The sequence below is a fragment of the Citrobacter sp. CF971 genome (assembly GCF_006385635.1).
GTDB lineage: Bacteria > Pseudomonadota > Gammaproteobacteria > Enterobacterales > Enterobacteriaceae > Citrobacter > Citrobacter freundii.
The window spans coordinates 55,223-67,919 of record NZ_CP041047.1 but is presented as its reverse complement, the minus strand read 5'-3'; the positions used below and the strand labels follow the sequence as shown (position 1 = coordinate 67,919).

Here is a 12,697-nt window from a genome sequence, read left to right as displayed (position 1 = left end):
CGGTAGGCGATTCTGCCTTATACCTTTATAGTTGGCTCGGAAGTGTCAAGATTGTCCGTGACGATTCATTCTGCTATTAATTAATAAAACCTATCTCGATGAGGTTTGAACTTGCAATGTAGTTGCCAGATTGCATATCGATATTGAAGAGGAACAGCTTCGAAAACGTTTCGGGTTGGAATGGAAACGCTATACGCAACGGGTTCGTCGCTGGTTATAGCAATCCCGTGGTATTGCAGGCGACAGATAAGTTCGAAACAATAAAGCAAGGAATTCATTATCCTTGAGCTTTTATATCTCTGTCGGCAATCATATTGATCTTAGCCACTAAACTTCATCATAACGGCATTAAATACCATCCCCAGGGCAACGACGATCAGTAGTCCGGAAAACCCCTTCTGCACAATATGTTCAGGTAAATGCTGGCTTAGCCTTCGGCCAATCGACATCCCTGTCGCAGCACTAAGCACAAACCAGAGAGTGAAAGGCAAGGGCAGAGTGGCACCCTGTATCACTGCCACTGCAATCCCGCCTATACTTACCAATGCGACAATCATCAGCGAGGTTGCGATGCAACTGTGAATAGGAAGGGGGGTAAATTGCCGCAATAACGGGACGATAATAAATCCTCCACCCACGGCTAATAGCCCGGTCATAAAACAGGTAACAGCCCCGAACATGAGAAACAGCAACCATGTGTTTACAGCCCAGATAAATCGTCCGGTGTGTTCATCCAGTTCGACGGGATAAGTATGCCTGGCAACTATCTCGGGGGCCCGAACCAATCGCCACGCGACGATTAGCATTACCCCCGCAAACAGCAGGCTCAGCAACGCAGGGGAAGTTCGGTGGGCAACCCATAACCCAACGCTCGTCATGGGCACGCCCGCCAGTATTATCACAATAGCGGCACGATAGCGCACCAGGCCCTTGCGCCAGGCCTCAAAGGTTCCAAGAGCCGCACTCCCGGCGACGGCGACCAGGGCCACCGGAGCAGCCTGTTGTGGTGCCCATCCCATGCCCATCACCAGGGTGGGAATGGCAAAAATGCCACCACCCGCTCCTGTGATACCGAGCACTGCTCCCACGAGCAGACCTGACAGTAACGAAATGACCATAGGCGTTACTGATGGCTGACAACGTTCGGGGCAGAATTACGATGCATGACGCTTCGCTCGTTTACGTTCAAGCTGTTCAAAAAGCAGCATGCCAGCGACCATTGCACCAACAAAACCCATACCTTTGATCATCCCTGCACCAAGTAATACCAGTCCAGGACCAGGGCAAATGCCCGCCAGTCCCCAACCAATGCCAAACAGAATAGCCCCTCCAATCAAACGCTTGTCAATCTGTTTGCTGGTCGGCAGATTTATCGCGCCACCGCACACCGAGTGGGTGCGTCGTTTCACTGACCGGAAAGCGAAGAAACCCACGCTGATGGCTCCACCCATTACAAAAGCCAGAGAAGGATCCCAGATGCGGGTAATATCCAGAAAACCAATCACTTTTGCAGGGTTTGCCATGCCGCTGAGTATTAATCCAACGCCGAATATCACACCTGCCAACAGAGAAAAAAACAGATTCATATATGTCCCCTTGAGCGATTTACTGTGCGAGCAAGCTTGACTAAATCCACAATCCCATCAGCCAGACGGTGATAAAAGCAACCCCCATAAACGTCAACATAGCTACCAGAGAACGGGAGGATAAACGCGACAGACCGCAAACCCCATGGCCGCTGGTACACCCCGAACCGTAGCGGGTTCCGATCCCAACCAGCAACCCGGCGATCATCAGGACAGGCCAGGAGGCAGAAACCTCGATCACAGGAAGCGGATGAACGAGGCCATATAAAAGAGGCGAGACGATAATGCCGATCAGAAAAGCCAGACGCCAGCCACGATCTCGGATACCCGCTGAGAGCGCATCCCCGATTATGCCACTGATCCCTGCAATACGTCCGCAGAACAGGAGCAATATCCAGGCCGCACAGCCGATCAATACCCCCCCTAAGAAACTCAGTAACGGAGTGAATTGCACCAGATTAATGGTCATGGTTAACACCTTCTGTGTCATCTTCCTGACAGTAAAGTTGATAGAGGGTAATGAGTAATATCAACATATTCGGCTCATCAATTCGGTAAAAAAACTGTTTTCCCTCACGGCGCGTTGCCACGAGTTGAAGGCGTCGAATGACTTCCAACGTCTGTCACAATGCCAGTTGCCCAATCCCCATAGCACTTTATATGTGCCCCACAGAAGCTTGTCTCTGACTGAGGTGGCACAGCAGCAGTAGCCGGTCATCATTCGCCAAAGCACGCAATACGGCGGTGGCTGCACTGGCGGTATCACGCATTTTTTTATGGCCAATAAACACGTTACTCATGAGTTCTCTTTGTTCTGATCCACGTTCGCGATAACACTTTTAATTCTTATATAATATAATATTATATAATCAAAGCGAGCCTGTGTGAAGATACATCATGCAACGTCCAGATTAGGAGTTCACCATGACACCACTTATCGAGGGTTTTTACGATCCGGCTACCAGTACTGTCAGCTACGTGCTGGCCGATAGAACTGGGGGGATTGCGGCCATTATTGATCCGGTTCTGGACTATGATCCGAAATCCGGCCGGACTCAGACAACCTCCGCCGATCGGCTGATAGATTTCGTGAAAAAGCAGCAACTGACCGTCAATTGGTTACTGGAAACTCACGCCCATGCCGATCATCTTTCGGCAGCCCATTATTTGCGCGAGAGGGTCGGCGGCAACATCGCCATCAGCGAAAAAATTGTCGAAGTTCAGCGGATATTCAAGCCCATTTTTAACCTTGAGCACACCTTTGCACTGGATGGATCACAGTTTGACCATCTGCTGACTGACGGTGAAACCTTTTAACTGGGGGGCTTGACAGTGCAGGCGTTGCAGGTTCCTGGCCATACGCCAGCAGATATGGCTTTCCAGATTGCTGATGCGATTTTCCTTGGCGATACCCTTTTTATGCCTGATGTGGGCACCGCGCGTTGTGATTTCCCGGGTGGGGATGCGCAGCAGCTTTATCATTCCATCCGTAAGATCCTCAGTTTTCCGGCACAGACCCGTTTATATGTGTGCCATGACTATCCCCCTGCAGACAGGGAGCCCCAATGGCAGAGCAGCGTAGCCGAACAGCGGGAGACCAATATTCATTTCCATGATGGGAACGATCTGGCCGCCTTTGTGGCGCTTCGGCAGGCGCGGGATAAAACTCTGGCCACCCCGGCACTTCTGTTACCGTCGATTCAGATCAATATCCGGGCCGGTGAATTCCCGTCAGCGGAAGATAATGGCGTCTGTTATTTAAAAATCCCTTTAAATCATCTGTAACCAAGCAGGGGTTATAGTTGGCTGAAATGGAATGGTGTTGATCATGAGTAAAATCATGTTAGTGATTGTCGGTGGTGTGGCTGGGGGAGCTTCGGCTACAGTGAGGGCCCGGCGTTTATCGGAAACGCTCGAGATTATTCTGTTAGAGCGTGGTGCCTATGTATCTTTGGCCATCTGTGGTCTGCCTTATCACATCGGAGGCGAGATCCCCGAACGCCAGCAATTGCTTTTGAAAGCACCGCAGGATTTTATTTAACGTTTCAACATTGATGTCCGTATTGAGCATCAGGTGTTGCAGATCGAGGCTAACAAGAAAGTGGTCCACATCAGGAATGAGCAGACGGGGGAGGTTTGCCACGAGAGCTATGAAAAACTCCTGCTCAGCGAAATGCAATTCGTCCTCCCCTGGAGGGCGTTGACTTCCCTGGTGTCTTTACTCTGCGTATGCTGCCGGATATGAATAACATTCTGGCGCATATCCACTAACATCGGCTAACACATGCCACGGTCGTCTGGGGGTATCGGGTTGAAAATGGTGGAGGCACTGGTCAATCTGGGGCTCAGGGTGACATTGTTGGTGTTGGGTGCCAAAGTGATGACCCCACTTGATGCCGAGATGATTGCCGTATTACACCAGGTGCTCCGGCAGAAGGGCGTCAATTTGCGTTTGCAATCGGGTATGGGAGCGATTACGCAGGTGGGTGATACCCAGCTTTTACAGCTCAGTTTGAATACGGGCGAGGTGTTGGCGACGGGGATGGTGTTGCTGGCTATTGGTGTAAAACCAGATACGCAATTAGCCAGAAGTGCCTGGTTGGTGCCCGGTACGACAAGGCAGAGGTCCATCTCAATGAGCAATCACAGCAGGACTTACAGAATCTCGAAAAAATTATCTTCGGAGACAGTTAGCACTCGGTCCGGTCGGTCTTTGATCGGGCCACTGCAATATAAAAAACCGCCTTACGTACAATATTTTCACTTTCCCAAACGGAGCCCATGATTAACAGTTAGTTCAGAGCCTAGGGTTACCTGAGTCAAGGGCTTCACAGTGCATAAAATCATTTTAATGCCTTACATTTTACGTTTCATTAGCGGCTCGCTGTAAGGAAAAAAGCTGGCTGACAGGTTCTTTTTTCTGACTTATACTATTGTCAAGGTGATGGCGTTCCACCTTTCCCAACCGCCCCGTCCGGGGCTGATGACGCCTGATATGACTCTTGAATTTCAGGAGGTATGTCAGGCCGTTCATAAATCCTTCTGGCCTGTATACTTCCCTTAACGGGGATACATCTTTGATTAATGTTTTTGGTCATCTCAATCCTGACAGTGATGCCATCTGTACCGCCGCTGTCACAGCTGACTGGCTTTCCCGACAGGGCCGTCCTTCCCGTGCGTGGAGGAACGGTGAAGCGAACCCGGAAACCCGCTATATTTTTGAAACAGCCGGTATCCCCCTGCCCCCCCTTCTCGATTTCCCCCTGAAAGGGGAACGGGTATGGCTGGTCGATTTTACCGAACCGGCGCAGGGGCCTGCTGACCTTCCTGAGAGTAATATCATCGGAATTATCGATCATCACCGGCTGGGAGGTCTGGCCACCTTACTGCCGCCGGAGGTCTGGATAAAACCGGCAGGTAGCAGCGCAACAGTACTCTGGTTGCTGATGGATGCAGAAATGCGCCGCACCATGCCCCCGACTCTCGGCATCCTGCTTCTTGGTGCGCTGCTCAGCGACACGGTAAACCTGCGTTCTCCCACCACGACGGAAGACGATATCCGGACAGCCGCTGAGCTTTTCGTGCTGTCGGGAATAAAACACAAAGCTTTTGTTCACGGCCTTATGGCCGCTAAAACCGATATCACCGGACAGACGGCCGGTCAGATTCTGAATAAAGATCTTAAGACTTTTTCGCTCGCAGGCACAGATGTGCGTATTGCCCAACTGGAGGTGAGCTCACCTGATCAGGTCGCTCCTTTACTGGAGGAACTGCGGAATACGATGGCGCAGATGGTGGTAAATACGGGAGCCGGGCTGATCGTGCTGATGGTAACCGATATCAATAAGTGTTTTTCAACACTCTATTTCGCCGGACCGGAGAGCGGTAATGCCACATCATGCTCTTTACCGGGCATGGTCAGCCGCAAGAAACAACTTCTGCCCTGGCTCGAACATTTCCTCAGGCAAGGCCGGAGACAGCCATGAAAATCTATACTCACGCACTTGTTCTGGTTCAGGGGAAAGAGGATGGCGTTCCCCTTCTCGCACTGGCGGCGGCTCTGTCCCGTCTGCTTGAGATGAAAATCACGCTTGCCCATATCTGTAACGACTACCGGGAGATGAACTATGTCTCGGACAGCCTGATGGACGATGCCGTCTCCAGGGATGTTGTCCAGGCGAAGGCGCTGCTCAGTGAGCTGACATCCTCGGTGGTTGAGCACGTTGACGCCCGTGAGCTGGTCACCATGCGGCGTTTCGAGGATATACAGAAATGCATCACCGATACCGGTGCGGATCTTGTGATTGCAGGTCACCGTAACCGGTTTATGGGCACGCTGACCTCACGTTCAGCTGAATACGTTAACCACCTGAACGTGGATGTTCTGATTAAACACATTTACGACTGAGTTACAGGAGATTGCCATGAATTTTATACTGGAAAAAGTCACCGCTCGCGAAATACTTGATTCCCGCGGTAACCCCACTGTAGAGGTGGATGCCTGGACTTCTGACGGGCTGATGGCTCGTGCATCAGTGCCCTCCGGGGCCAGTACCGGTTCGCGGGAGGCAACTGAGCGCCGCGATGGTGACCCGGGGCGTTTTGGTGGCAAAGGGGTGCTTGATGCTGTTAAGGCCGTCAATACTGAAATCTGTGATGCCATCAGGGGAGCCGATGTGCGGGAGCAGCGGCGGCTGGATAATATTATGCGGGAGCTTGACGGCACGGAGAACAAAAGCCGGCTCGGCGCCAATGCCATTCTGGGTGTATCGCTGGCAGTAGCGAGACTGGCTGCACAGGTCACCCGTCAGCCACTGTACCGCTATCTTGGGGGGCTTAATGCCGGTCTTCTGCCCGTTCCGTGCATGAATATTATTAATGGTGGCGTTCATGCCCGGGGTCAGGGCGCTGACTTTCAGGAGTTCATGATAGCACCGCACGGTGCATCAACGCTCACTGAGGCGGTTCGTCAGGGCAGTGAAGTCTATCAGGCCCTGCGTCAGATCCTTGTGTCAAGGGATCTCTCTGCTGCGGTGGGTGATGAAGGCGGATTTGCCCCTGCCGTCTCATCAAACAGAGAGCCTCTGGAATTCATCGTTCAGGCCATTGAAAAAGCCGGTTACCGTCCGGGGGAAGACATCAGTATCTGTATGGACCCGGCTTCCAGCGAATTTTATCGTGACGGGAAATATCATCTTCGCACCGAAAACAGCGCCCTGAGTGCTGAAGAGATGACGGATTATTACGGGGAACTGATGAACCAGTTCCCCGTAATTCTGCTTGAAGACGGACTCGCAGAGGATGACTGGACTGGCTGGAAATATCTGCACGACAAACTGGGCGGGCGTGCTGAACTGGTCGGTGATGACCTGTTCGTGACCAATGTGAAGTATATCCGCCGTGGCATTGAGGAAAACCTTGCCAGCGCAGCCCTCATTAAACTTAATCAGATAGGCACGCTCAGCGAGACATTTGACGCAGTTTCACTGTGTCATGAAAACGGATGGGGGGCTTTTATTTCGCACCGCAGCGGTGAAACCATGGACACGTTTATCGCCGATATGACGGTGGCGCTGCGTGCGGGACACCTTAAAACCGGCGCACCCTGCCGCGGAGAACGAATTGAAAAATACAATCAGCTTATGCGCATCGAGCAGGAGCTGGGCAACGAAGCCCGGTATGCAGGTATAAACGCCTTTGTTCGTCATCTCTGACGGGCATATCACGGACATCAGAGCAGCGTATACCGGATGAGTCCGGTATACGCCTTAATTCTTCTTAGGTGGGGAACGCAGCATTGAGTCAGCTGGCAGCAATTATGATTGGTGGGGCCGTGGGATGTATTATCCGCTGGTTTTTTGGGATGAAATTCAACAGTTTCTTCCCGTCTCTTCCACCCGGAACCCTGGTAGTGAATTTGCTGGGAGCATTTATCATTGGTGGCGCAATGGCATATTTCATTCGTCATCCTCACGTAGATCCGGCCTGGAAACTGCTGATCGTCACCGGTCTGTGTGGGGGGCTGACTACCTTTTCAACATTTTCTGTCGAGGTTTTCACCTTATTGCAGGCAGGAAATTACACGTGGGCTTTCACCTCCGTACTGGTGCACGTGATGGGATCGCTGCTGATGACCGCGGCGGGTTTTTATCTGATAGCGTGTCTTATATGATTCTCAGGTACCAGGCAAAACTAACCTCCAGGCATAATCAAGCACATAATTAATGGTGTACCCTGAGAACAACTGTGCCGGTGAAGGGCTTTGGAGGCAATGCCGGTAATCCGGCTAAAGACAATTACAGTCCGCGACATTTACCTGGGCAGACATTCAGCTACTCAAACAGAGGTGGGTTTACGGAACCCCTCCTCTGTGAGCCCCTAACGCTGACACCGCAGGTACCCTGACATACTATATACTGCGCTGATTAACTCTCGCAGAAAGTGCCTCTGCACTTTCCTTACGTTCACTGTAGCGGTCAACCAGGCAGGCCGTTCTTCCCCGGGTAAGCAACGTAAACTTCATCAGCTCTTCCATCACATCCACGATCCTGTCGTAATAGGCTGAGGGCTTCATCCTGCCTTCTTCATCAAATTCCTGCCAGGCTTTGGCGACTGATGACTGATTCGGGATGGTGATCATTCGCATCCAGCGGCCAAGAATACGCATCTGGTTTACCGCATTAAAAGACTGGGAGCCACCGCTGACCTGCATCACCGCCAGCGTTTTCCCCTGGGAAGGGCGTACAGCTCCTTCGCTCAGTGGGATCCAGTCTATCTGTGCTTTCATAATCCCGGTCATTGCCCCATGACGTTCAGGGGAACACCACACCATCCCTTCCGACCATCGCACCAGTTCACGGAGCTCGGCAACTTTCGGGTGGGTATCCGGAGCATCATCTGGCAGGGGAAGCCCTGACGGATTAAAAATACGGACTTCAGCCCCCATGGCGGTGAGCAGGCGTGCGCCTTCCTCCGTCGCCAGGCGGCTGTAAGAACGTTCACGTACAGATCCATACAGCATCAAAATACGCGGTGCATGCACTGGGGTTTCAGATACAGGGTTATCAGTGAAATCCGGCACGCTGAAAATGTGAGGGATGATATTTGGCAGGCTGTCATTCAATTTGTTCATTGCAGACTTTACTCACGGGTTGATGTAACTGTTGAAACACTGGCTGCGCTGCCCATGCAACACTCATCCAGCAAAAATCCGACAATCTGGCTCAGTTGTTCATACTGTGGCTGGCAGTACAGAGTGCGCCCCTGCCTTTCCTGGCGTATAAGCCCCACAGACAACAGGGCAGACAGGTGATGGCTTAGCGTCGACGCCGGGATATCGAGACGCTTTTGTAACTCCCCGACAGGCAAGCCTGTATATCCAAATTTAACCAGTTCCTTGAAGATGCCGAGCCGGGTCGGATGACCCAGCTCCTTCAGTGCATCTGCCGCCTTAACAATATCCATAACACCTCCTTAAATCTGTATTTCCAGAATAATGGAATTTTAAAATATAGCAATCCTGTAAATCTGACAGCAGTAATGTCCAGGGGCGCATTTACGGGCTGTTCAGAAAAAGAGATAAGCTGTGTAGCCAGCCATTATCGCCATCGAAATAATGACCAGCACGAATGCTGCCAGCAGCCTGAACCTGAAAAGGGCGCGCAACAGGATCAGTTCCGTCAGGCTGGCACCTGCACTGCCGATGATAAGGGCCAGAACCGTTCCGGCCCCCACCCCTTTGGCCAGTAATGCAGCCGCCAGAGGAATAACCGCTTCAGCCCGGATATAAAGGGGCACACCAATAATCGCCGCAGCAGGAATGGCAAAAGGATTTGCCGGTCCGGCATACTGTTCAAGTAACGTCGTGGGCAGGTAACCATAAATTATACTTCCGATAGCTATCCCGGCGATCAGGTAGGGGAAAACACCTCTGAAGTCAGCCCAGGTATCACGCCATAAGCCTCTGTAACGGCGGGGTAAGGCATTAACGTCAGATTGCGGTTTACAACAATTTTCCGGTACAGCTCTCGTCATGTCAGCCTGACGGGAGTGGTTTCCGGACAGGTGTTCGCCACAGCAGGGACTTTTACTGCTCACAGTACTGCCGCGTTTAATTGTCTGGCTGGAAGCCCTCCCCTCATGTACCCCGCTGCGTATGTATTTATCAAAACCCAGAATCTGCAGTAACCATCCCGCAATTAGTGATACCAGAAGCGCGGCGCCGGCATAAATCAGCGTCAGGCTTAACCCAAATGTCGCGGCCATCAGGGCAATAATGACCGGGTTCAGTAGAGGAGATGCAAAGAGAAAGACCATCATAGGGCCAAATCCGGCGCGCGCGCGGATGAGTCCCTTCAGCACAGGAATGGTTGAGCAACTGCAAAACGGCGTGATAGCCCCCAGGCCCGCCGCCAGAAAATAGCTTCTGAAGCGGCCAGCACTGAGTAATGCCTCGATACGTGCCGGCGGAACATGCCTTTGCAGTACACCAACGAGTAAACTGATGAGTAAAAATAAAGCCGACAGTTCGACGGCGAGTAAGGCAAACATGCCGGCGACATCCTGCAGTTCTGCGGACATATAACCCTCCTGTATTTCCGGATGTATCGAATATTAAGCAAGGGTAATACAAACAACCATTACTGTAAATCATATTTCTGGAAACATAGAAATGTAAAGCAGGAAAAGAGAGGGGTCACTGGTATATCGCCTGTGATCTTGACGCCGGAACAAAGTGCAGTGTCCGGCTTGCCGGGCATTTGAAAGACACATATCACGCCCCCGGACCATCAGGGGACAGGTTTGCCCCTGATGGATACGTTTCGACTGGCAGGGCAGTCTGACCATTATGCCGTTGTTACTGGTAGCCGTATCGCCTGTTAAGATAACTGACCTGCACCGGAGAAGTCAGTGATTTTGGCCTGATTAGCTGGACCTGTTTTTTCACCTGAGCAGGCAGATACCCTGACTCGAGCATCAGGATAGCGGCCATCATCCCTGTCCGGCCAGAACCTCCATGACAATGGATAACCATCGTTCCGCCAGACCTGACGATCGCCAGCAGATTCGTTTTTTCCCGGGCAAATGCCTGTTCAAATGGGGCTTCAGGTGCACAGCTGTCTTCTACGGGGAGGTGAAACCAGTCCATATAAAAGTCAGCGCACAGTGACGGGAGGGCATCAGCCTTATTTTCACTGAGTTCAGCCAGCGTCATCATGGTGATAACAGCCTGTGCCCCGGCTTCTTTTAATGATTTCAATGAATTAGCAAGTGGCACCCCTCTGGTTCCCGGACAGGGGGTAAATATCAGCCTGGCGCCATTGTCCAGGGTGAGAATATCAAACGGGTGAAACATCAATAAAGGCTCCATGCTAATGGTTTATTAATCTTCGACGTTATGCCGTTACCTTATCCGTGCTGTTTGTATCAGCCGGGATAACGTTTTCAGGGCGCAGTCAGGGTTTGTAAGGAAGGGAGACCGATCGGTTACGGTTTATTGTTCGTCAGATCAGGTATGTCCCATTGCCTGCAGCTGATGCTGTAATGAAATCCGGTCGATTTTATCCAGGGGAAGGCTCAGAAACAGCCGGATGCGCGTGGCTATCTGTTTTTCAACCTCCACAAAGGCGTGGTACTTCTCCTTATCGGTACCCTCTGCTGAAGCTGGATCCCGGAACCCCCAGTGAGCTGTTATGGGGCCGCCCGGGAACACCGGACATCCTTCTCCCGCCATCTTGTCACACAGCGTAAAAATGAAATCCATTTGCGGAGCATCCGGATGCTGAAAGTTTTGCAGATGTTTGCTTTTCAGGAATTCAGTACTGAATCCCTGATCGTTAAGCACCCTGAGCGTCAGCGGGTGAGGTGAACTTGCCGGTTGAGTACCGGCGCTGAATGCCCGGAATTTTCCCCCGCCGAGCTGGTTCATCAGCACTTCAGCAAACAGGCTTCGTGCCGAATTCCCGGAACACAGGAACAGGACATTGTATGTTTTACTCATCATCGCGGCTTACCTTATGTCAGGCCGGAAAGGTATGATCGGGCCGCTCAGGTGCTGACAGCCCGACCGCTGGGATTACTTCGCGACACGCTGCCCCTGGGCATCAATCACCTGTTCGCCGTCCTCTTTGCTGAACGCTCCCTTTTGTGCATCCGGCAGAATATCCAGCACCACTTCAGACGGACGGCACAGCCGGGTACCCACAGGTGTGACCACAACAGGACGATTGATCAGGATGGGATGCTGCAGCATAAAATCAATCAGCTCATCGTCACTCCATTTATCCTCTGCCAGGCCCAGTTGCTCATAAGGCTCCACATTTTTTCGCAGCAGGGCACGCACGCTGATCCCCATATCAGCGATGAGCCTGACCAGCTCAGCACGCGCTGGCGGTGTCTCAAGGTATAAAATGACCGTGGGTTCCACACCACTGTTGCGGATCAGCTCGAGGGTATTACGGGACGTACCGCAGGCCGGGTTATGATAAATCGTAATTGCGCTCATAAATCACTCTCTTCAGGTTTGACGGGCACAGGTCCGTGACGACCGGAGCCAGGTTAATCACAACGAAACGGATAAACGTAATACCAGGGCAACAAGCGTCACAAACAGCACGGGCAGGGTCATTACAATGCCGACCCGGAAGTAATATCCCCAGGAGATCCGGATATCTTTCTGCGCCAGTACATGTAGCCACAGCAGGGTGGCCAGACTGCCGATAGGGGTGATTTTGGGTCCCAGATCGCTGCCAATAACATTGGCGTAAATCATGGCCTCTTTAATCACCCCGGTCGCCGTGCTGCCATCAATAGACAGTGCTCCCACCAGGACGGTTGGCATGTTATTCATGATCGAGGAGAGGAAGGCGGTCAGGAAGCCCGTGCCCAGCGTGGCCATCCACAGCCCCTGGCTGGCAAACTGATTAAGTACGGCTGACAGGTAGTCAGTCAGTCCGGCATTACGCAGCCCGTAGACCACCAGGTACATACCCAGGGAGAAAATCACAATCTGCCAGGGGGCTCCGCGAAGCACCTTTCCGGTATTAATCGCATGTCCTTTTTTGGCGACAAGAAACAGAATAAGTGCCCGGTGATGCTGCCAACTTACTGAT

The 12,697-nt window shown here is 52.0% G+C and carries 15 protein-coding genes, 3 pseudogenes and 1 riboswitch; of the genes and pseudogenes, 7 read left to right on the top strand and 11 right to left on the bottom strand.

The window, feature by feature from the left end; genetic code table 11:
- Window positions 1–320: 320 nt before the first annotated feature.
- From E6P06_RS00455 to E6P06_RS00440, 4 genes and pseudogenes are all read right to left on the bottom strand, one after another.
- Window positions 321–1,118: a sulfite exporter TauE/SafE family protein gene (locus E6P06_RS00455; RefSeq protein ID WP_058799395.1), complete on the bottom strand. Its 798-nt coding sequence runs from the start codon at window positions 1,116–1,118 to the stop codon at window positions 321–323.
- A 36-nt stretch (window positions 1,119–1,154) separates the two neighbouring features.
- Window positions 1,155–1,586: a DUF6691 family protein gene (locus tag E6P06_RS00450; protein WP_009652881.1), complete on the bottom strand. Its 432-nt coding sequence runs from the start codon at window positions 1,584–1,586 to the stop codon at window positions 1,155–1,157.
- 40 nt (window positions 1,587–1,626) lie between these two features.
- Window positions 1,627–2,055: a YeeE/YedE family protein gene (locus E6P06_RS00445; RefSeq protein ID WP_058799394.1), complete on the bottom strand. Its 429-nt coding sequence runs from the start codon at window positions 2,053–2,055 to the stop codon at window positions 1,627–1,629.
- A pseudogene (locus E6P06_RS00440) lies at window positions 2,045–2,356 on the bottom strand (metalloregulator ArsR/SmtB family transcription factor). Before E6P06_RS00440 ends, E6P06_RS00445 begins: the two are co-directional and overlap by 11 nt.
- A gap of 154 nt (window positions 2,357–2,510) precedes the next feature.
- On the opposite strand from E6P06_RS00440, the pseudogene E6P06_RS00435 reads away from it, so the two are divergent.
- The 7 genes and pseudogenes from E6P06_RS00435 to crcB all read left to right on the top strand — a co-directional run bounded on the left by E6P06_RS00435 (window position 2,511) and on the right by crcB (window position 7,758).
- Window positions 2,511–3,371 (top strand): annotated as a pseudogene (locus E6P06_RS00435) (MBL fold metallo-hydrolase).
- 43 nt (window positions 3,372–3,414) lie between these two features.
- Window positions 3,415–3,627 carry a hypothetical protein gene (locus tag E6P06_RS27795; RefSeq protein WP_223195099.1) on the top strand — a complete coding sequence of 71 codons (213 nt, stop codon included), beginning with the start codon at window positions 3,415–3,417 and terminating at the stop codon, window positions 3,625–3,627.
- A gap of 276 nt (window positions 3,628–3,903) precedes the next feature.
- Entirely contained in the window at window positions 3,904–4,371 is a 468-nt protein-coding gene (locus tag E6P06_RS27790; RefSeq protein ID WP_058800927.1) for an FAD/NAD(P)-binding oxidoreductase, read from the top strand.
- Window positions 4,372–4,517: 146 nt separating this feature from the next.
- Window positions 4,518–4,586, top strand: a riboswitch (Fluoride riboswitch).
- A 77-nt stretch (window positions 4,587–4,663) separates the two neighbouring features.
- Entirely contained in the window at window positions 4,664–5,572 is a 909-nt protein-coding gene (locus E6P06_RS00425) for a DHHA2 domain-containing protein (protein ID WP_058799391.1), read from the top strand.
- Complete coding sequence (locus tag E6P06_RS00420) at window positions 5,569–5,994, top strand: universal stress protein (protein WP_058799390.1); 426 nt, start codon at window positions 5,569–5,571, stop codon at window positions 5,992–5,994. The genes E6P06_RS00425 and E6P06_RS00420 overlap by 4 nt, the downstream gene beginning before the upstream one ends.
- Before the next feature lie 16 nt (window positions 5,995–6,010).
- Entirely contained in the window at window positions 6,011–7,300 is a 1,290-nt protein-coding gene (eno, locus tag E6P06_RS00415; RefSeq protein WP_032951272.1) for a phosphopyruvate hydratase, read from the top strand.
- Window positions 7,301–7,404: 104 nt separating this feature from the next.
- Window positions 7,405–7,758: a fluoride efflux transporter CrcB gene (gene crcB, locus E6P06_RS00410; protein ID WP_032951270.1), complete on the top strand. Its 354-nt coding sequence runs from the start codon at window positions 7,405–7,407 to the stop codon at window positions 7,756–7,758.
- A gap of 237 nt (window positions 7,759–7,995) precedes the next feature.
- On the opposite strand, the gene arsH is transcribed toward crcB, so the two are convergent.
- The 7 genes and pseudogenes from arsH to E6P06_RS00375 all read right to left on the bottom strand — a co-directional run.
- Complete coding sequence (gene arsH / locus E6P06_RS00405; protein WP_032951268.1) at window positions 7,996–8,718, bottom strand: arsenical resistance protein ArsH; 723 nt, start codon at window positions 8,716–8,718, stop codon at window positions 7,996–7,998.
- An 8-nt stretch (window positions 8,719–8,726) separates the two neighbouring features.
- Window positions 8,727–9,050, bottom strand: coding sequence for a helix-turn-helix transcriptional regulator (locus E6P06_RS00400; protein ID WP_032951265.1), 324 nt, complete (start codon window positions 9,048–9,050; stop codon window positions 8,727–8,729).
- A gap of 102 nt (window positions 9,051–9,152) precedes the next feature.
- On the bottom strand, window positions 9,153–10,166 hold the full coding sequence (locus tag E6P06_RS00395) for a permease (protein ID WP_032951263.1): 1,014 nt from the start codon (window positions 10,164–10,166) through the stop codon (window positions 9,153–9,155).
- Window positions 10,167–10,443: 277 nt separating this feature from the next.
- Entirely contained in the window at window positions 10,444–10,956 is a 513-nt protein-coding gene (locus E6P06_RS00390; protein ID WP_139934919.1) for a tyrosine-protein phosphatase, read from the bottom strand.
- Between the two features lie 138 nt (window positions 10,957–11,094).
- Window positions 11,095–11,589, bottom strand: a complete 495-nt coding sequence (locus E6P06_RS00385) for an arsenate reductase ArsC (protein WP_032951261.1) — start codon at window positions 11,587–11,589, stop codon at window positions 11,095–11,097.
- 72 nt (window positions 11,590–11,661) lie between these two features.
- On the bottom strand, window positions 11,662–12,090 hold the full coding sequence (arsC, locus tag E6P06_RS00380; protein ID WP_025714558.1) for a glutaredoxin-dependent arsenate reductase: 429 nt from the start codon (window positions 12,088–12,090) through the stop codon (window positions 11,662–11,664).
- A gap of 57 nt (window positions 12,091–12,147) precedes the next feature.
- Window positions 12,148–12,672 (bottom strand): annotated as a pseudogene (locus E6P06_RS00375) (ArsB/NhaD family transporter); the annotation flags it as partial.
- Between the last annotated feature and the right edge of the window lie 25 nt (window positions 12,673–12,697).

Excerpts from the sequence above, each read along its gene's own strand:
- E6P06_RS00455 (WP_058799395.1), bottom strand. The coding sequence starts at position 1,118 with ATGGTCATTTCGTTACTGTCAGGTCTGCTCGTGGGAGCAGTGCTCGGT.
- E6P06_RS00450 (WP_009652881.1), bottom strand. The coding sequence starts at position 1,586 with ATGAATCTGTTTTTTTCTCTGTTGGCAGGTGTGATATTCGGCGTTGGA.
- E6P06_RS00445 (WP_058799394.1), bottom strand. The coding sequence starts at position 2,055 with ATGACCATTAATCTGGTGCAATTCACTCCGTTACTGAGTTTCTTAGGG.
- E6P06_RS27795 (WP_223195099.1), top strand. The coding sequence starts at position 3,415 with ATGAGTAAAATCATGTTAGTGATTGTCGGTGGTGTGGCTGGGGGAGCT.
- E6P06_RS27790 (WP_058800927.1), top strand. The coding sequence starts at position 3,904 with ATGGTGGAGGCACTGGTCAATCTGGGGCTCAGGGTGACATTGTTGGTG.
- E6P06_RS00420 (WP_058799390.1), top strand. The coding sequence starts at position 5,569 with ATGAAAATCTATACTCACGCACTTGTTCTGGTTCAGGGGAAAGAGGAT.
- eno (WP_032951272.1), top strand. The coding sequence starts at position 6,011 with ATGAATTTTATACTGGAAAAAGTCACCGCTCGCGAAATACTTGATTCC.
- crcB (WP_032951270.1), top strand. The coding sequence starts at position 7,405 with ATGATTGGTGGGGCCGTGGGATGTATTATCCGCTGGTTTTTTGGGATG.
- arsH (WP_032951268.1), bottom strand. The coding sequence starts at position 8,718 with ATGAACAAATTGAATGACAGCCTGCCAAATATCATCCCTCACATTTTC.
- E6P06_RS00400 (WP_032951265.1), bottom strand. The coding sequence starts at position 9,050 with ATGGATATTGTTAAGGCGGCAGATGCACTGAAGGAGCTGGGTCATCCG.
- E6P06_RS00395 (WP_032951263.1), bottom strand. The coding sequence starts at position 10,166 with ATGTCCGCAGAACTGCAGGATGTCGCCGGCATGTTTGCCTTACTCGCC.
- E6P06_RS00390 (WP_139934919.1), bottom strand. The coding sequence starts at position 10,956 with ATGGAGCCTTTATTGATGTTTCACCCGTTTGATATTCTCACCCTGGAC.
- E6P06_RS00385 (WP_032951261.1), bottom strand. The coding sequence starts at position 11,589 with ATGATGAGTAAAACATACAATGTCCTGTTCCTGTGTTCCGGGAATTCG.
- arsC (WP_025714558.1), bottom strand. The coding sequence starts at position 12,090 with ATGAGCGCAATTACGATTTATCATAACCCGGCCTGCGGTACGTCCCGT.